Below are 18,300 nucleotides of genomic sequence, written 5' to 3'. Positions count from 1 at the left end.
CTGGGCTAGAATGCGCGCCTGTTTTTTTAGGTGGCCCGATATGACCCTGCTCAAGTTCTCCGACGTTTCCCTGGCCTATGGCGCCATGCCCCTGCTGGACCAGGTGTCTTGGCAGATCGCCCGGGGCGAGCGGGTGTGCATCATCGGCCGCAACGGTACCGGCAAGTCGAGCATGCTGCGCCTGGTCAAGGGCGACCAGATGCCCGACGACGGCGAAATCTGGCGCGCGCCGGCCCTGAAGATCGGCGAGCTGCCGCAGGAACTGCCACGGGCCGACGAACGGACCGTATTCGACGTGGTGGCCGAGGGCCTGGCCGGTGTCGGCGAGCTGCTCGCCCGCTATCACCACCTCAGCCAGAACATTCACGGCGAGGAAGACCTCAACCGGCTGATGCATGTGCAGCAGGAGCTGGAGGCGAAGGACGGCTGGCGCCTGCAGCAACTGGTCGACAGCACCCTGAGCCGCCTTCAGTTGCCGGCGGACAAGACCTTGGCCGAGCTGTCCGGCGGCTGGCGCCGCCGCGTGCTGCTGGCCCAGGCGCTGGTCTCCGAGCCGGACCTGCTGCTGCTGGACGAGCCGACCAACCACCTGGACATCGGCGCCATCGCCTGGCTGGAAGAGGCGCTGAAGGACTTCGGCGGCGCCGTGCTGTTCATCACCCACGACCGTTCCTTCCTGCAGAACCTGGCCACCCGCATCCTCGAACTGGATCGCGGCGGGCTGATCGACTGGAACGGCGACTACGCCAGCTTCCTGGTGCACAAAGAGCAGCAACTGGCCGCCGAGGAAACCGCCAACGCCCTGTTCGACAAGCGCCTGGCCCAGGAAGAAGTGTGGATTCGCCAGGGCATCAAGGCTCGCCGTACCCGCAACGAGGGCCGCGTGCGGGCGCTCAAGGCCATGCGCCAGGAGCGCAGCGAGCGTCGCGAACGCCAGGGCAAGGCGAATATCCAGCTGGAGTCGGGGGAGAAATCCGGCAAGCAGGTGATAGTGGCGGAAAATGTCAGTTTTGCGCACGCAGGGGGAGCACCGCTGGTGAGCGACTTCTCCCTGGTGCTGCAGCGCGGCGACCGGATCGGCCTGCTCGGGGCCAACGGAACCGGGAAGACCACCCTGCTGAAACTGCTGCTCGGCGACCTGCAGCCAAATACTGGCACGATAGTGGCAGGTACCCGGCTGGAAGTGGCGTACTTCGACCAGTTGCGCCATCAGCTGGAGCCGGAAAAGACGGTGATCGACAACGTCGCGGAGGGGCGCGACTTCATCAGCATCGACGGCCAGAACCGTCACGTGCTGAGTTATCTGGGGGATTTCCTGTTCAGTCCGCAGCGTGCGCGCACGCCGGTCAAGGCGTTGTCCGGGGGCGAGCGCGCGCGCCTTTTGCTGGCCAAACTATTCAGCAAACCGGCCAACCTGCTGGTGCTGGACGAGCCGACCAACGACCTGGACGTGGAAACCCTCGAACTGCTCGAAGAAGTCCTGCTGAATTTCCCCGGCACCGTGCTGATGGTCAGCCACGACCGGGCCTTCCTCGACAACGTCGTGACCAGCACCCTGGTCTTCGAAGGCGAGGGCAGGGTGCGCGAATACGTCGGCGGCTACCAGGACTGGCTGCGCCAGGGCGGTTCGCCCCGGTTGCTGGGTGTCGGCGAATCCAGGCCGGCCAAGGTCGAAACCGCCCCCGTTCCGGAACCGGAGCCGGCGGCAGTTGCCACAAGTGTTAGCGCGGCTCCGGCCGCGAAGAAGCTCAGCTACAAGCTGCAGCGAGAGCTGGAGGCCATCCCCGGGCAGATCGACGCCCTGGAGGCCCAGCTCGCGGAACTGCAAGGGCAGATCGCCGATCCGGCCTTCTACCAGCAGGCCCCGGCCATCACCGGGCCCGCGCTGGAACGCCTGCAGCGCCTACAAGAAGAACTGGACCAGCTACTGGAGCGTTGGGCCGAACTGGAAGACTGAAGCCTGCTGGAGACCTGCATGGCGATCGAGTACCGCATCACCCTGGACGACAACCATCAGTTCAGCTACAGGATCGAGCTGGACCGTCAGTATGATGCCCAGCATGCCGAGACGACCCCGAAGTGGACGCGTCTGGAACACAATCAGTGCAGCAATTGCCCGCTGAGGAAAGAAGAATTCAGCCGCTGCCCGGCGGCGGTCGACCTGCACCGGGTGATCGAGGATTTCCACGGCCTGCCGGCCGTCAAGCGGGCGCATGTCTGGGTGCGTACCCCGGAGCGCGAATACACCAAGCAGGTCGGGCTGGAAGAGGGGCTGCGCTCGCTGCTCGGGGTGATCATGGCCACCAGCGCCTGCCCGGTGCTGGGCAAGCTGCGGCCGATGGCGCACAACCACCTGCCGTTCGCCAGCAGCCAGGAATTCATCCTGCGCACCATCTCACAGTACCTGACCCGGCAGTACTTCAACTTCCGCGAGGGGCGCCGCCCGGACTGGGAGCTGAAGGGCCTGGTCAAGCAGTTCCAGCAGCTGCAGCTGGTCAACCAGGCCTTCTGGCAGCGCATCCTCGACGTGTGCGAGGGCGACTCCAACCTGAAGGCCTTCCTCACCTTCTTCTCCATGTCGTCGAGCCTCACCGTATCCATGGAGACCCAACTGCTGAAGATCCGCCCGCTGGTGATGAGCGCCGGCGACGGCGGCGAGTAAGCGGGCGTGCCCGCGACCCGGAGCGGGCCGCGGGCAAACGTTTCTATTCCTTGGGTTTCTTCAGGCGTACCGCCAGCACGTCGCACGGCGCGCTGTGCAGCACGTCGTTGGCGGTGGAGCCGAGCAGCAGGGCCAGACCGTGACGGCCGTGGCTGCCCACCACGATCAGATCGCAGCCCTGTTCCTCGGCCAGTCGGTGGATTTCCTGACGCGGCTGGCCGTAGGCCAGGTGGCGCTGGTCCGCGCCCAGCTGTGGGTAGCGGCCGGCGAAGGTCTCCAGGTGTTCGCGGGCCTGGTCGAACTGCTGTTGCTGCAGCATCGACAGGTCCATCGGTACGTCGCCGCCGAAGGCCATGGCCATGGGCTCGACGATGTGCACCAGCGAGACCTTGGCGCCGTTGCTGGCGGCGATGGCCAGCGCGCGCTCGGCCACCGGATGGCATTCGTCGGTGAGGTCCACGGCAATCAGGATGTGCTGATAGGGCATCTGGGTTCTCCTCCACTGAGTGGGCATGCTTGCAGTATGGTGCTGCTCCCTTCATAACACAGGCTTTTGCTTCTCGTGACAGATATGACCTGGTGGATCGTGCTTTTGCTGGTGGGTGCGGCGCTCAGCCCGCTGGTCTGGCTGCGCCCCTCGCCGCGCCAGCGCGGGCAGATGGCGCTGCGCCTGGCCGCGCGCCGCTTGGGGCTGGGCATGCAGCTGAGCCAGCAGGAATGGCCGCATTGGCTGGCTGGCTCGCCGCCGGCCAGCTGCGCCCAGTACCATCGGGGGCGCCGCTCGGGCAGGTCCGACAGCTGGACCTACTGGCAGGTCGCTCCGGGCCAGTGGTGCAACCAGTGGCGCGAGCCCTGCGCCGATGCGCCGATGCTGGAGCGCCTGCTGGGCCTGCCCGCCGACGTCTACAAGGTCGAGGCCGGGCCGCAGATGGTGGCGCTCTACTGGGGCGAGCGGGGCGGGGAGGACGAACTGCGCAGAATCGCCGAGCTGCTGGCCGCCGTCGCCTGAAAGTTCGTGCAGGCGTCGAGAGCGAGCCTTTCCGCGCAAGTCGTGGCTTTGCGACGGTATTCGGTCATTCTGTGACGCTCGGCTCATTCGGGGCACCTGCGACGGGCAATTGACAATTGCCTGGTTTTCACTGAATGTACCTCCACCCAAATCAAACGGGCGTATGAATCGAGCGTTGGGCCGCATCAGGCCGCGCCGTTCCAGCCCGATTATCGCGTCGGCGGGTGTGTCGGATCGATTGGGACTATGCTCGACGGCCTGTGCCTAGAGCGGCCCCGGCCGATTGGCTCCGATGTGTACAGTTCAGCTTCCATACCGTGGAGATCAGTTGATGATTTACGAAGGTAAAGCCATCACGGTTAAGGCTCTTGAGGGCGGCATCGTCGAATTGAATTTCGACCTCAAGGGTGAGTCCGTTAACAAGTTCAACCGCCTCACCCTGACCGACCTGCGTCAGGCCGTGGATGCCATCAAGGCAGACGGTTCGATCAAGGGCGTCATCGTCACCAGCGGCAAAGACGTGTTCATCGTCGGCGCGGACATCACCGAGTTCGTCGACAACTTTAAGCTGCCCGACGAAGAACTGGTGGCCGGCAACCTCGAAGCCAACAAGATCTTCAGCGATTTCGAAGACCTGCCGGTTCCGACCGTGGTCGCTATCAACGGCATCGCCCTGGGCGGCGGTTTCGAGATGTGCCTGGCCGGCGACTACCGTGTCGCCTCCGACGCCGCCAAGATCGGTCTGCCGGAAGTCAAGCTGGGCATCTACCCGGGCTTCGGCGGCACCGTGCGCCTGCCGCGCGTGATCGGTACCGACAACGCCATCGAGTGGATCGCCTCCGGCAAGGAGAACCGGGCCGCAGACGCGCTGAAAGTGGGCGCCGTCGATGCCGTGGTTACCGCGGACAAGCTCAAGGATGCCGCTCTGGACCTGGTCAAGCGCGCCATCTCCGGCGAGCTGGACTACAAGGCCAAGCGTCAGCCCAAGCTGGAAAAGATCAAGCTCAACGCCATCGAACAGATGATGGCCTTCGAGACCGCCAAGGGCTTCGTCGCCGGCCAGGCCGGTCCGAACTACCCGGCTCCGGTCGAAGCCATCAAGACCATCCAGAAAGCCGCCAACTTCGGTCGTGACAAGGCCCTGGAAGTCGAGGCCGCCGGCTTCGTCAAGCTGGCCAAGACCTCGGTCGCCGAAAGCCTGATCGGTCTGTTCCTGAATGACCAGGAACTGAAGAAGAAGGCCAAGAAGCACGACGAGATCGCCCGCGACGTGAAACTGGCCGCTGTGCTCGGCGCCGGCATCATGGGTGGCGGCATCGCCTACCAGTCCGCGTCCAAGGGCACTCCGATCCTGATGAAGGATATCCGCGAAGAGGGTATCCAGATGGGTCTGGACGAGGCCTCCAAGCTGCTCGGCAAGCGCGTCGAGAAGGGCCGCATGACCCCGGCCAAGATGGCCGAGGCGCTCAACGCCATCCGTCCGACCATGTCCTATGGCGACTTCAAGGAAGTCGACATCGTGGTCGAGGCCGTGGTCGAGAACCCGAAGGTCAAGCACGCCGTGCTGGCCGAGGTGGAAGGCCAGGTGAAGGAAGACGCGATCATCGCCTCCAACACCTCGACCATCTCCATCAGCTTCCTGGCCCAGGCCCTGAAGCGTCCGGAGAACTTTGTCGGCATGCACTTCTTCAACCCGGTGCACATGATGCCGCTGGTGGAAGTGATCCGTGGCGAGAAGTCCAGCGAAGTGGCCGTGGCCACCACCGTGGCCTACGCCAAGAAGATGGGCAAGAACCCGATCGTGGTCAACGACTGCCCCGGCTTCCTGGTCAACCGCGTGCTGTTCCCGTACTTCGGCGGCTTCGCCAAGCTGCTGGAATTCGGCGTCGACTTCGTGCGCATCGACAAGATCATGGAGAAGTTCGGCTGGCCCATGGGTCCGGCCTACCTGTCCGACGTGGTCGGCATCGACACCGGCCACCACGGCCGTGACGTGATGGCCGAAGGCTTCCCGGACCGCATGGCCGTGGAAGGCAAGACCGCCGTCGACGTGATGTACGACGCCAACCGCCTGGGCCAGAAGAACGGCAAGGGTTTCTACTCCTACGAAATGGACAAGCGCGGCAAGCCGAAGAAAGTCCAGGACCCGGAGGCCTACGAGATCCTCAAGCCTATCGTCAAGGAGCAGCGCGAGCTGACCGACGAGGACATCATCAACTTCATGATGATCCCGCTGTGCCTGGAAACCGTTCGTTGCCTGGAAGACGGCATCGTCGAGACCGCAGCCGAGGCCGACATGGGCCTGATCTACGGCATCGGCTTCCCGCCCTTCCGTGGTGGTGCCCTGCGTTACATCGATTCCATCGGTGTAGCCGAGTTCGTCGCCCTGGCCGACAAGTACGCCGACCTGGGCGCCCTGTACCACCCGACCGCCAAGCTTCGTGAAATGGCCGCCAAGGGCCAGAAGTTCTTCGGTTAATCGCGCAGCGAACAGAGCGAGAGAGAAATATGAGCCTGAATCCGAGAGACGCGGTCATTGTCGACTTCGGCCGCACCCCGATGGGTCGTTCCAAGGGTGGCATGCACCGCAACACCCGTGCCGAGGACATGTCGGCCCATCTGATCAGCAAGGTCCTGGAGCGCAACACCAAGGTCGATCCGGCCGAAGTGGAAGACGTGATCTGGGGCTGCGTGAACCAGACCCTGGAGCAGGGCTGGAACATCGCGCGCATGGCGTCGCTGATGACCCAGATCCCGCACACCAGCGCCGGCCAGACCGTCAGCCGCCTGTGTGGTTCCTCCATGAGCGCCCTGCACACCGCCGTGCAGGCCATCCAGACCGGCAACGGCGACGTATTCGTCGTCGGCGGCGTGGAGCACATGGGCCACGTCGGCATGATGCACGGTGTCGACCCGAACCCGCACATGTCCCTGTACGCCGCCAAGGCGTCCGGCATGATGGGCCTGACCGCCGAAATGCTGGGCAAGATGCACGGCATCAGCCGTGAAGCCCAGGACCAGTTCGGTGAGCGTTCCCACCGCCTGGCCCACAAGGCCACCGTCGAAGGCAAGTTCAAGGATGAAATCATCCCGATGCAAGGCTACGACGAGAACGGCTTCCTGAAGGTGTTCGACTTCGACGAAACCATTCGTCCGGAGACCACCGTCGAGAGCCTGGCCGCGCTGAAGCCGGCGTTCAACCCGAAAGGCGGTACCGTGACCGCGGGTACTTCCTCGCAGATCACCGATGGCGCCTCCTGCATGATCGTCATGAGCGCCCAGCGCGCCCAGGACCTGGGCATCCAGCCGCTGGCCGTGGTTCGCGCCATGGCCGTGGCCGGTGTCGATCCGGCGATCATGGGCTACGGTCCCGTTCCGTCGACCAACAAGGCGCTCAAGCGTGCCGGTCTGACCATCGACGACATCGACTTCGTCGAGCTGAACGAAGCCTTCGCCGCCCAGGCCCTGCCGGTGCTGAAAGACCTGAAACTCCTCGACAAGATGGAGCAGAAGGTCAACCTGCACGGCGGCGCCATCGCCCTGGGTCACCCGTTCGGTTGCTCCGGTGCGCGTATCTCCGGCACCCTGCTGAACGTGATGAAGCAGAACGGCGGTACTCTGGGCGTGTCCACCATGTGCGTGGGCCTCGGCCAGGGCATCACCACCATCTTCGAACGCGTCTAAGCACGTTCGCAGATGCGAAGACCGGGGCCTCGTGCCCCGGTTTTTGCTTTTTCGGGGAGAATCTCATGCAACTGCAACCCGGTCTTTACCGTCACTACAAGGGGCCGCACTATCGAGTGTTCGGCACCGCTCGGCATTCCGAGACCGAGGAGTGGCTGGTGGTCTACCAGGCGCTCTACGGCGAGTTCGGGATGTGGGTGCGGCCGCTGGAAATGTTCCGCGGCACGGTGGAACTGGACGGCGAGACGGTCCCGCGTTTCGCCTTGGTGGAAGCCGAAGCGGGCCTGCTCGAACAGGTGGCGGCAGGGAATCGTCCTTGACCTCGGCTCGACGGCCACTATATATAGCGGTGCCTTTATAGGCTCCTGCCGCTTATTTCTTCTTTTTCGTATTCAGGAATTCTCCAGTCCATGGGCAAATCGCTGGTCATCGTGGAATCCCCGGCCAAGGCCAAGACCATCAACAAGTACCTGGGCAACCAGTTTGTGGTGAAGTCGAGCATCGGCCATATTCGTGACCTGCCCACCAGCGGTTCCGCCAGTGCCAGCAAGGAGCCGGTCAAGCGCGGCAAGGCCGCGGCCGCCGAGGCGCCTGCGCTGTCGCCCAAGGAGAAGGCCAAGCGCCAGCTGTTCACCCGCATGGGCGTCGATCCCGAGCATGGCTGGAAGGCCAAGTACGAGATCCTGCCCGGCAAGGAAAAGGTGATCGAGGAACTGCGCCGCCTGGCCAAGGATGCCGACACCATCTACCTCGCAACCGACTTGGATCGCGAAGGGGAAGCCATCGCCTGGCACCTGCGCGAGGCCATCGGCGGCGATGACAGCCGCTACAAGCGAGTGGTGTTCAACGAGATCACCAAGAAGGCCATCCAGGAGGCCTTCTCCCAGCCCGGCGAGCTGGACATCAACCGGGTCAACGCCCAGCAGGCGCGCCGCTTCCTCGATCGCGTGGTGGGCTACATGGTCTCGCCGCTGCTGTGGGCCAAGATCGCCCGTGGTCTGTCCGCCGGCCGCGTGCAGTCAGTGGCGGTGAAGCTGGTGGTGGAGCGCGAGAAGGAAATCCGTGCCTTCGTGCCGGAAGAATACTGGGAAGTGCACGCCGACCTCGGCACCGGCAAGGGCGACAAGGTGCGCTTCGAGGTGACCCGCGAGAACGGCGAGGCCTTCAAGCCGCTCAACGAGGCCCAGGCCATGGCGGCCCTGGACAAGCTCAAGGCCTCCGCCTACAGCGTGGTCAAGCGCGAGGACAAGCCGACCTCGAGCAAGCCCTCCGCCCCGTTCATCACCTCCACCCTGCAGCAGGCGGCGAGCAACCGCCTCGGTTTCGGCGTGAAGAAGACCATGATGATGGCCCAGCGTCTCTACGAGGCTGGCTACATCACCTATATGCGTACCGACTCGACCAACCTGTCCGCCGATGCCATCGACATGGTGCGCGGCTTCATCGATGACGAGTTCGGCAAGAAATACCTGCCGGCCAAGCCGAATTTCTATTCAAGCAAGGAGGGCGCCCAGGAGGCGCACGAGGCCATTCGCCCGTCCGACGTCAACCTGCGCCCGACCCAGTTGTCCGGCATGGAGCGCGATGCCGAGCGCCTGTACGAGCTGATCTGGCGCCAGTTCGTGGCTTGCCAGATGCCGCCGGCCGAATACCTGTCCACCAGCGTCAGCGTGGGCGCCGGCACCTTCGAGCTGCGCGCCCGGGGCCGCATCCTCAAGTTCGACGGTTACACCCGCGTGCTGCCCCAGCAGGGCAAGCCGGGCGACGATGACGTGTTGCCGGAGATGAAAGAGGGCGATGCGCTCAAGCTGATCAAGCTCGATCCCAGCCAGCACTTCACCAAGCCGCCGGCACGCTATTCCGAGGCCAGCCTGGTCAAGGAGCTGGAGAAGCGCGGTATCGGCCGCCCGTCCACCTACGCAGCGATCATCTCCACCATCCAGGAGCGTGGCTACGTCACCACGCACAACCGCCGCTTCTACGCCGAGAAAATGGGTGACATCGTCACCGAGCGCCTCAACGAGAGCTTCGCCAACCTCATGGACTACGGCTTCACCGCCGGCATGGAGGAGCATCTCGACGACGTGGCCCAGGGCGAGCGCGACTGGAAGCATCTGCTCGACGAGTTCTACGGCGACTTCAAGAAGAAGCTGGAAGTGGCCGGAGAAGCCGACAAGGGCATGCGTGCCAACCAGCCGACCCTGACCGACATCCCGTGCCGTGAATGCGGCCGGCCGATGATGATCCGTACCGCGTCCACCGGTGTGTTCCTCGGCTGTTCCGGCTACGCGCTGCCGCCGAAGGAGCGCTGCAAGGCCACCATCAACCTGATCCCGGGCGACGAGATCGCCGCGGACGACGAGGGCGAGTCCGAGTCCCGCGTGCTGCGCAGCAAGCACCGCTGCCCGATCTGCAGCACGGCGATGGATGCCTACCTGCTGGACGAGACGCGCAAGCTGCACATCTGTGGCAACAACCCGGACTGCGCCGGCTACGAGATCGAGCAGGGCCAGTACCGTATCAAGGGCTACGAGGGGCCGAGCCTGGAATGCGACAAGTGCGGCAGCGAGATGCAGCTCAAGACCGGCCGTTTCGGCAAGTTCTTCGGCTGTACCAACCCGGCCTGCAAGAACACCCGCAAGCTGCTCAAGAACGGCGAGGCGGCGCCGCCGAAGATGGACGCGGTGAAGATGCCCGAGCTGAAGTGCGAGAAGGTCGACGACACCTACGTGCTGCGCGATGGCGCCTCCGGACTGTTCCTTGCCGCCAGCGGCTTCCCGAGGAACCGCGAGACGCGTGCGCCGCTGGTCCTGGAACTGGTGCCGCACAAGCAGGAGATCGATCCGAAGTACCATTTCCTGCTCGACGCACCGCAGAAGGACCCGGAAGGCCGTCCGGCAGTGATCCGTTTCAGCCGCAAGACCAAGGAGCAGTATGTGCAGAGCGAGGTGGACGGCAAGCCCACCGGCTGGCGCGCCTTCTTCGACGGCGGCAAGTGGAAGGTGGAAGACAAGCGCTGAGCGTCCGCGCCTCGCCCGTGGCCGGGTGGGGCGCCTCCCTGATCATCCGCACGGCGGCTAGCGAGGCAGTCCATGGCCCACGAACTCTATACCCGCACCAATCAGAAGATCTTCTTTGCCGGGCTGGCCCTGGAGAGCCTGCGCAAGGCCGAGGCCGGTGAGGCGGTAAACGCCCAGGCGCTGGTACAGGCCGAGCGCGAAGCCGCGCTGTTCCACCTGTACGGTGCGGTGCTCGGTCTCTGCCACGAGATCGCCGGCTACTACAAGACTGCCGAGGCCAATGCGCCACGGGTCGAGCTGTTGCTCAACCCTTCGGTGCTGCAGGCTTCGCCGAGTCCCGAGCTGTCCGAACTGCTGGAGATCGCCCAGCAGCCGGAAAGCTGGCTGGCCCGCCTGCTGGCCGCCCACGCCGAACTGTTCCAGCCGCCCCAGGCGCCGAAGACTGCCAAGGTCGACCCGACCCTGCCGCTGATCACCGCGGTCAGCGTCGAGGAAGAGGCGCCGCCATTGAGTCGTGACGAGTTGGAAAGCTGGCGTCAGCAACTGAAGCAACTGGTGCTGCGTTACCGGGGCTCGCTGAGCGAGTGCTGAGCAGGGCCGTCCATCGCCTGCCGACAGGCGCTTTCTGTGATGCGTATCCATGATGCCCTACCGCTGGACTAGGGCGTTCGCGTGGGGACTGTTACACTGGCGGCATATCAGGAGACCCCGACATGTCCACTTCCTTTCTCGAAATCGTCGAACTGCCCGACGGCCGCATCATTCTGCGCCGCGCCGAGGATGAGGAAGTGCTGGTGACCCTGGACTTCTCGGCGGACGCCAAGGCCTTCCTCCAGGGCCACCACGTCGAGGTGGCCAAGGCCATGCTCAACGTCGGCGTGCAGATGGCCGGCCGGCTGGCCGAAGGCGAGATCGAGCAGGAAGAGCAGCCGCGCGTGCTGCACTGAGCCCTCAAGCGGGCTCTTACCGAAGCATCACCCTATCAATCCAGACGAATATTCAGACTCTGCGCACTGCCCAGGCGCGCGGCGCTGGTCAGGATCGCCCGCTGGCCGGGCTGCAGGTCGATCCAGCTCACCACGGTATGGCTACGGCCGAGGCGCAATGCCTCGCGGGTGAGATCGAGCACGTCCTGGCCGGCGCGCGGCTGCAGTACCAGCAGGCGACCCAGGTCGAGGCCGGCGCCACGCAGCCAGGCGTTGGTGATGGAAGAGGGCGGGGCGACCAGAGTGAGCCAGCGTTCGTCCTGATTGCGGCTGAGCTCGCGCAGTACCGGCCCCAGCAGGTGCCGGCAATGACCGAGGGAGCCTGACAGGCGCAGTTCGCTGAAAGGCTCCGGCTCGTCGAGCCAGGGCGCCTCCACGGGCTCTTCGAGCAGCGGCAGGGTGCTGCCGATGAAGGCCTGGAACAGCGGGAGTTGCGAAGTATTCAGCGACTGCGGGAACTGCATGAAGCTCTCCTTGGTTCTCAGCGGCGGATCACGCCTACGCTCAGGCCTTCGATCACCAGGTCCTGTTCTTCGAGATTGACTTCGATGGGGGCGAACTCGGGGTTCTCGGCGATCAGCAGGACCTTGTTGCCGGTGCGCTGGAAGCGCTTGACCGTGACCTCGTCGTCGATACGCGCCACCACGACCTGGCCGTTGCGGGCCTCGCGGGTGGTGTGCACGGCCAGCAGGTCGCCGTCGAGGATGCCGATGTCCTTCATGCTCATGCCACGCACGCGCAACAGGTAGTCGGCCTTGGGATGGAAGAACTCCGGGTTGATCTTGCAGGAGTCTTCCACGTTCTGCTGGGCGAGGATGGGGGCGCCGGCGGCGACCCGGCCGATCACCGGCAGGCCTTCCTCTTCCGCGGCGGCCGGCTCGAAGCCGGGGATGCGGATGCCGCGCGAGGCGCCGGGCGTCATCTCGATCGCGCCCTTGCGGGCCAGTGCCTTGAGATGCTCCTCGGCGGCGTTGGGGGACTTGAAGCCCAGTTCCTGCGCGATCTCGGCCCGGGTCGGCGGATAGCCGTTGTCTTCCAGGCAGCGCTTGATGAAGGCGAGGATTTCGGATTGTCGCGGCGTCAGTTTGAGCATGCGGGCGGTCTGTCTGTTTATACAGTTGCTGTGATTATATACAGTGATTCGGCGCTGGCAACCCTTCTTTGCGTTGCGGCTGGAGGGTCATTCATGCCGCCTGGCGGAGCGCGCCGACATTTACCTTCATTCGACTATGGTTAAATGCCTGACCGATCAGCCATGAAAGTCGCCGTCCCGCTTGACAGGTCCACAAGCTGAAACGTATGTTTCAAACAAGTGTTTGTCAGGTGTATATCTCATGGCTCAATCGGAAACTGTCGAGCGCATACTGGATGCCGCGGAACAGCTGTTCGCGGAGAAGGGCTTCGCCGAGACCTCGCTGCGTCTGATCACCAGCAAGGCCGGAGTCAACCTGGCTGCCGTGAACTATCACTTCGGCTCCAAGAAGGCGCTGATCCAGGCGGTGTTCTCCCGCTTCCTCGGGCCGTTCTGCATCAGCCTGGAACGTGAGCTGGATCGCCGCCTGGCCAAGCCGGACGCCAAGGCCAGCCTGGAAGAGCTGCTGGAGATGCTCGTGGAGCAGGCCCTGGCGGTGAAGCCGCGCAGCGGCAACGACCTCTCCATCTTCATGCGCCTGCTCGGCCTGGCCTTCAGCCAGAGCCAGGGTCACCTGCGCAAGTATCTGGAGGAGGTGTACGGCAAAGTGTTCCGCCGCTACATGCTGCTGCTCAACGAGGCCGCGCCCAGGCTGCCGCCGCTGGAAATCTTCTGGCGCGTGCACTTCATGCTGGGTGCCGCGGCGTTCAGCATGTCCGGCATCAAGGCGCTGCGCGCCATCGCCGAGAACGATTTCGGCGTGGATACCTCCATCGAGCAGGTGATGCGCCTGATGGTCCCGTTCCTCGCCGCCGGCATGCGCGCCGAGAGCGGGGTCAGCGACGACGTGCTCGCCACCGCCCAGTTCAAGCCGCGGACCAAGTCGCAGGTCGCCGCCAAGGCGCTCTGACGCTGTGCCCGAGCGGAGCGATGGGCTAAGCTAGCGGCCCATGCGCCCGCTCGACTTCCTGCATATCTCCATCGCCGACCAGCGCCTGTACGGCTTCGCCGACGGGCAACTGGTCGTGCGTCTGCCCGTTTCCACTGCCCTCAACGGGCCCGGCGAACTCGGCGGTTCCAACTGCACGCCCCGTGGCCGGCATCAGGTGCGGGCGAAGATCGGCGACGGCCTGCCCCTGGGGGCGGTGCTACGTGGGCGGCGCTGGACCGGCGAAGTCTGGTCGGCGGCGCTGGACGAGCAATTCCCCGGCCGCGACTGGATTCTCACCCGCATCCTCTGGCTCAGCGGCTGCGAGCCCGGTATCAACCGCCTGGGCCAGGTCGACACCTTCCGCCGCTACATCTACCTGCACGGCACGCCGGACACCCAGCCCATGGGCGTGCCGCTCTCCCACGGCTGCGTGCGCCTGCGCAACGCCGACCTGCTGGACCTATACCCCCACGTACCGCCGCATTGCGCGGTGATGATCGACGAGGCGCCGTGCCCGCAGTGGGCGACGACCGATCTCGCTTGAGGATTCCCTTGTGACGACCCTGTTTGGTTCCCTGATGCTGGACATCCAAGGCACCTGGCTGACCGCCGAGGACCGCCGGATTCTGCGCCAGCCCGAGGTGGGCGGCCTGATCCTGTTCGCCCGCAACATCGAAGACCCGCGCCAGGTGCGCGAGCTGTGCGCTTCCATCCGCGCCGTGCGCCCGGACCTGCTGCTGGCGGTGGACCAGGAAGGCGGCCGCGTGCAGCGCCTGCGCAACGGCTTCGTGCGCCTGCCGGCCATGCGCGCCCTGGCCGACAACGACAATGCCGAGCAACTGGCCGAGCATTGCGGCTGGCTGATGGCGACCGAAGTGCTGGCCGTGGGCCTGGACCTGAGCTTCGCCCCGGTGCTGGACCTGGACCACCAGCGCAGCGCGGTGGTCGGCAGCCGCAGCTTCGAGGGCGATGCCGAACTGGCGACCCGTCTGGCCGGCGCCTTCATCCGCGGGATGGACGCCGCGGGCATGGCTGCCACCGGCAAGCATTTCCCCGGCCACGGCTGGGCCGAGGCCGACTCCCACGTGGCCATCCCGGTGGACGAGCGCAGCCTGGAAGAAATCCGCGCCAGCGACCTGATCCCGTTCCAACGCCTGGGCCGACAGCTGGCGGCGGTGATGCCGGCCCATGTCATCTACCCGCAGGTGGACGCCGGCCCGGCCGGTTTCTCGCGGCGCTGGCTGCAGGACATCCTGCGCGGCGAGCTGGGCTTCGACGGCGTGATCTTCAGCGACGACCTGTCCATGGCCGGCGCCCATGTGGTGGGCGACGCCGCCAGCCGCATCGAGGCGGCGCTGAATGCCGGCTGCGACATGGGCCTGGTGTGCAACGACCGCGCCTCCGCCGAGCTGGCCCTGGGCGCTTTGCAGCGGCTCAAGGTACAGCCGCCCAAGGGGCTGGCACGCATGCGCGGCCGTGGTTTCGCCCGCACCGACTATCGCGAGCAGCCGCGCTGGCTGCAGGCCATCGCGGCCCTGCGCGCGGCGCAGCTGATCGATTGACGGAGCAGGCCGCATGACCACCTACGCCATCATCGGCGGCACCGGCCTGACCCAGCTGGAAGGCCTGGTTCTCAGACAGGCGCAGAACTTCGACACGCCTTATGGCGCGCCCTCCGCTCCGGTGCTGTGCGGCGAGTACGCCGGCCGCGAGGTGCTGTTCCTCGCCCGCCATGGCCACCCGCACCGTATTCCTCCGCATCAGGTGAACTACCGCGCCAACCTCTGGGCGCTCAGGCAGGCCGGCGCCGAGGCCATCCTCGCGGTGAACGCGGTGGGCGGCATCCACACGGCCATGGGCAGCGGCCACCTGTGCGTGGCTCATCAGGTGATCGACTACACATGGGGCAGGGAGCACACCTTCTTCGAGGGTGACATCGAGCATGTCACCCACATCGATTTCAGCCACCCTTACGACGAGGCCCTACGCGGCCGCTTGATCGCCGCGCTGCAGGCGCTCGGCTACCCGCACAGCAGCCACGGTGTGTACGGCGCCACCCAGGGGCCGCGCCTGGAGACGGCGGCGGAGATCGCCCGCATGGAGCGCGATGGCTGCGACATCGTCGGCATGACCGGCATGCCCGAGGCGGCGCTGGCACGGGAACTGGAGCTGCCCTACGCCTGCCTGGCGTTGGTGGTCAACCCGGCGGCCGGCAAGTCCGATGGTGTCATCACCATGGCCGGGATCGAGGCGGAGTTGGCGCGCGGTATCGACAAGGTGCGCGCGGTGCTGGGCAAGGTCCTCGGCGCCTGATTCCCCTCAGGGCGCGGCCTTCCTGGCCGCCATGTGCGACAGGTAGCCGATCAGCGCCTGCAACTGCGCGTCGCTCAGGACGTCTTCGCCGAACCCCGGCATGCGCCCCTGGGGCCACTGCCTCAGGCTCTGGGGATCGCGGATGTAGCGCCGCAGGAAGTCCCCGCTGAAATACTCGGTCGGGTTGTGCGGCAGGTTCAGGTCAGGCCCGAACTGCGAGTCCCCGGCGCCGTTCAGGCGATGGCAGGCCAGGCAGTTCTTCTGGAACTGGGCGAACCCCTCCCGCACCTCGGCGCTGGCATCGGCGGCCGGCAGCAGGGCGGGGAAGCGCTGGGCCACCGGCGCCAGCAGGCGCAGGCGGACGACCTGGAAGGGCCACTGCTCGGGGCCGATCTGTGCCGCTTCCGGCTGCTGCCAAACCAGGTAGAAGGGACCGGCGCTGGGCTTGTTTCGGGACAGCCCGGGCCAGGGGCGGGCCGGGTCTTCCACGGCCAGCCAGGCGCGGGCGCCCTGGCGCGACAGCAGCGGGGCGGCGGGCAGCTCGGCGGCGAAGCCGTCCAGGGCCACGGCCTGCAGGTGGTCGCCGGGTTGCACGCCCTGCAGCAGTTCGGCCAGGGGAAGCGCGCGGTAGCGCATGGTGCGCTTGTAGGCCACGTCAGCCTCGATCTCGATGTCCTGTGCGCCGGGATGGGAGAGCAACTGTTCGCTGCTCCAACTGCGGCTGCCCTGGGGCAATTCCAGGGTGAGTTCGGCGGCGCCTGCGGTACCGGTCAGCAATGCGGCGAGCAGGGCGGCGATGTGGCGCATCGCCCTCAATCCCCGCCGAGCGCGGGTTGCAGCGAGTCGTAGCCGCCGGCGTTGATCACCTGGCGATAGCCGAGCGCCTGCAGCTGGTCCTGGGCGATGCCGGAACGGCGGCCGCTGCGGCAGTAGAGCACCACGGGGGTGTCCTTGTCCGGCACGAGCTGGGCGATGCGCGCGCCGATCTGGTCATGGGGGATCAGGGTGGCTCCGGGCAGCGCGCCAGTGGCGAATTCTTCCTGGGTACGCACATCGATCAGCACGGCTTCGGGCCGCTCCAGGGCCTGCAGGGCGGCGGCCCGGTCGATCTCGCCGGCCTGGGCGGCGAGCGGAAGGCAAAGGCTCAATACGAGCAGCAGGTGACGCATGGCGTGGCCTCGATAGTACGGGCCTCCACGCTAGCACAGCACGGCGGGAGAGGGTTGTTCCGCGACCCGGGCGCTACGGCACCGGGGCGCGGCGTGGAAGAGACGATCAACTGACCAGGCGGGTAACGTTGGGCAGGATCAGGATGACGGTAGTGGCCAGGACGATGAGGCTCGCCTGCCGGTACTTGGCGTGTTTGAACATGACGCGACTGCCTTTCTTCTTGTTGGCGTCGTGGCCGGTCAGCTTTCCGCAGCGCTTCGCGGAGCCGGCCCGCGCCGTGGCACGGATGGAAAAGCCGCCCCGGCAAATACCCCGGAAGCGGCACCTTGCATGCTTAATCCTAGGGGCCGGGTCACCGGCTTCTTAGATCGGTTGGTTTCTAGAGTCATCATGCTTGAAGGCCCGAGGTTATCGGTCGGGATTGGTGGACGGCGCGGTGCCCCGTGCCAGACAGGTCGAGACGCCCCGCAGTCGCTACAACGACAGGGCGACCATTCGTCTGAGCCCAATGGTCAACGGCCCTGAGCGCATCGGTCATTGAGTCTGACCGGCGCGGATTTATGGTAGGACGACCCGGCAACCGCCGCTGCCATGAACCGAGGACGTCATGACCGAAGCATTCATTTTCGACGCCGTGCGCACCCCGCGCGGCAAGGGCAAGAAGGACGGCGCGCTGTACAGCGTCAAACCCGTCAGCCTGGTGGCCGGCCTGCTGCGGGCGCTGCAGGAGCGCAACGGCCTGGACACCCGCCAGGTCGACGACATCGTGCTCGGCTGCGTGACTCCGGTGGGCGACCAGGGCGCCGATATTGCCAAGACCGCGGCCATGGTCGCCGACTGGGACGTGAGCGTCGCCGGCGTGCAGCTCAACCGCTTCTGTGCCTCGGGCCTGGAAGCGGTGAACATGGGCGCGATGAAAGTGCGCTCCGGCTTCGAGGACCTGGTGGTGGTTGGTGGCGTGGAGTCCATGTCCCGCGTGCCCATGGGCTCCGACGGCGGCGCCTGGGTGATGGACCCGGAAACCAACATCCACTCCAACTTCGTGCCCCAGGGCATCGGCGCCGACCTGATCGCCACCCTGGAAGGCTTCTCTCGCTCGGACGTCGACAGCTTCGCCCTGCGCTCCCAGCAGAAGGCCGCGCGCGCCAGCGCCGACGGCTCGTTCGGGAAATCCCTGGTGCCGGTGACCGACCAGAACGGCATCGTCATCCTCGACCACGACGAATTCATCCGTGGCGACTCCACCCTGGAAGGCCTGGGCAAGCTCAAGCCGAGCTTCGAGATGATGGGCCAGATGGGCTTCGACGCCACCGCGCTGCGCGTATACAGCCACGTCGAGCGCATCGAGCATGTGCACACCCCCGGCAACAGCTCCGGCATCGTCGACGGCGCG

The 18,300-nt window shown here is 65.8% G+C and carries 19 protein-coding genes; 14 read left to right on the top strand and 5 right to left on the bottom strand.

Annotation, left to right across the window (positions count from 1 at the left end; translation table 11 throughout):
- The first annotated feature begins 40 nt into the window (after positions 1-40).
- Positions 41-1,957: an ATP-binding cassette domain-containing protein gene (locus N7640_RS11075; RefSeq protein ID WP_279904767.1), complete on the top strand. Its 1,917-nt coding sequence runs from the start codon at positions 41-43 to the stop codon at positions 1,955-1,957.
- An 18-nt stretch (positions 1,958-1,975) separates the two neighbouring features.
- Positions 1,976-2,662 (top strand): hypothetical protein, encoded by a 687-nt coding sequence (locus N7640_RS11070; RefSeq protein ID WP_220814940.1) that lies wholly within the window; start codon positions 1,976-1,978, stop codon positions 2,660-2,662.
- 43 nt (positions 2,663-2,705) lie between these two features.
- Here the strand turns inward: N7640_RS11070 and N7640_RS11065 are convergent, their stop codons facing one another.
- Complete coding sequence (locus N7640_RS11065) at positions 2,706-3,149, bottom strand: universal stress protein (protein ID WP_279904766.1); 444 nt, start codon at positions 3,147-3,149, stop codon at positions 2,706-2,708.
- Positions 3,150-3,233: 84 nt separating this feature from the next.
- Here N7640_RS11065 and N7640_RS11060 point away from each other — a divergent pair, with 84 nt between their 5' ends.
- From N7640_RS11060 to N7640_RS11030, 7 genes are all read left to right on the top strand, one after another.
- Complete coding sequence (locus N7640_RS11060) at positions 3,234-3,671, top strand: hypothetical protein (protein WP_279904765.1); 438 nt, start codon at positions 3,234-3,236, stop codon at positions 3,669-3,671.
- 331 nt (positions 3,672-4,002) lie between these two features.
- Positions 4,003-6,150, top strand: coding sequence for a fatty acid oxidation complex subunit alpha FadB (fadB, locus tag N7640_RS11055; protein WP_279904764.1), 2,148 nt, complete (start codon positions 4,003-4,005; stop codon positions 6,148-6,150).
- Positions 6,151-6,179: 29 nt separating this feature from the next.
- Entirely contained in the window at positions 6,180-7,355 is a 1,176-nt protein-coding gene (gene fadA / locus N7640_RS11050) for an acetyl-CoA C-acyltransferase FadA (RefSeq protein WP_220814937.1), read from the top strand.
- A 65-nt stretch (positions 7,356-7,420) separates the two neighbouring features.
- On the top strand, positions 7,421-7,675 hold the full coding sequence (locus N7640_RS11045; protein ID WP_220814936.1) for a DUF1653 domain-containing protein: 255 nt from the start codon (positions 7,421-7,423) through the stop codon (positions 7,673-7,675).
- Between the two features lie 90 nt (positions 7,676-7,765).
- Entirely contained in the window at positions 7,766-10,375 is a 2,610-nt protein-coding gene (topA, locus tag N7640_RS11040; protein WP_279904763.1) for a type I DNA topoisomerase, read from the top strand.
- 72 nt (positions 10,376-10,447) lie between these two features.
- Positions 10,448-10,966: a DUF6586 family protein gene (locus N7640_RS11035; protein ID WP_220814934.1), complete on the top strand. Its 519-nt coding sequence runs from the start codon at positions 10,448-10,450 to the stop codon at positions 10,964-10,966.
- 122 nt (positions 10,967-11,088) lie between these two features.
- A complete protein-coding gene (locus N7640_RS11030) occupies positions 11,089-11,322 on the top strand; it encodes a hypothetical protein (RefSeq protein WP_220814933.1) in 234 nt (77 codons plus the stop codon).
- A 35-nt stretch (positions 11,323-11,357) separates the two neighbouring features.
- Here N7640_RS11030 and sulA read toward each other — a convergent pair whose 3' ends face one another.
- Both sulA and lexA read right to left on the bottom strand, forming a co-directional pair.
- Entirely contained in the window at positions 11,358-11,825 is a 468-nt protein-coding gene (gene sulA / locus N7640_RS11025; RefSeq protein ID WP_279904762.1) for an SOS-induced cell division inhibitor SulA, read from the bottom strand.
- Between the two features lie 17 nt (positions 11,826-11,842).
- Positions 11,843-12,454, bottom strand: coding sequence for a transcriptional repressor LexA (lexA, locus tag N7640_RS11020; RefSeq protein WP_279904761.1), 612 nt, complete (start codon positions 12,452-12,454; stop codon positions 11,843-11,845).
- Between the two features lie 241 nt (positions 12,455-12,695).
- Here lexA and N7640_RS11015 point away from each other — a divergent pair, with 241 nt between their 5' ends.
- The 4 genes from N7640_RS11015 to N7640_RS11000 are packed head-to-tail and all read left to right on the top strand — an operon-like array spanning position 12,696 to position 15,737.
- Positions 12,696-13,403: a TetR/AcrR family transcriptional regulator gene (locus tag N7640_RS11015; RefSeq protein WP_220814930.1), complete on the top strand. Its 708-nt coding sequence runs from the start codon at positions 12,696-12,698 to the stop codon at positions 13,401-13,403.
- Positions 13,404-13,443: 40 nt separating this feature from the next.
- Positions 13,444-13,968: a L,D-transpeptidase gene (locus tag N7640_RS11010; RefSeq protein WP_279904760.1), complete on the top strand. Its 525-nt coding sequence runs from the start codon at positions 13,444-13,446 to the stop codon at positions 13,966-13,968.
- Positions 13,969-13,987: 19 nt separating this feature from the next.
- Entirely contained in the window at positions 13,988-14,986 is a 999-nt protein-coding gene (gene nagZ / locus N7640_RS11005) for a beta-N-acetylhexosaminidase (protein ID WP_279904844.1), read from the top strand.
- A gap of 13 nt (positions 14,987-14,999) precedes the next feature.
- Positions 15,000-15,737 (top strand): S-methyl-5'-thioinosine phosphorylase, encoded by a 738-nt coding sequence (locus N7640_RS11000; protein ID WP_279904759.1) that lies wholly within the window; start codon positions 15,000-15,002, stop codon positions 15,735-15,737.
- A 6-nt stretch (positions 15,738-15,743) separates the two neighbouring features.
- Here the strand turns inward: N7640_RS11000 and N7640_RS10995 are convergent, their stop codons facing one another.
- The gene (locus N7640_RS10995; protein WP_279904757.1) at positions 15,744-16,544 is read right to left on the bottom strand and encodes a cytochrome c; all 801 of its coding nucleotides are present in this window, start codon (positions 16,542-16,544) and stop codon (positions 15,744-15,746) included.
- A 5-nt stretch (positions 16,545-16,549) separates the two neighbouring features.
- Positions 16,550-16,906 (bottom strand): rhodanese-like domain-containing protein, encoded by a 357-nt coding sequence (locus tag N7640_RS10990; protein ID WP_279904756.1) that lies wholly within the window; start codon positions 16,904-16,906, stop codon positions 16,550-16,552.
- Between the two features lie 608 nt (positions 16,907-17,514).
- Here N7640_RS10990 and N7640_RS10985 point away from each other — a divergent pair.
- A partial coding sequence (locus N7640_RS10985; protein WP_279904754.1) for a beta-ketoacyl synthase N-terminal-like domain-containing protein occupies positions 17,515-18,300 on the top strand: 786 nt, incomplete at its 3' end.

This window comes from Pseudomonas sp. GD04015 (assembly GCF_029837675.1).
Classification (GTDB): Bacteria; Pseudomonadota; Gammaproteobacteria; order Pseudomonadales; family Pseudomonadaceae; genus Aquipseudomonas; species Aquipseudomonas paralcaligenes.
Note: the sequence above shows the minus strand (reverse complement) of the source record. Positions and strands in the feature narration are given on the sequence as shown.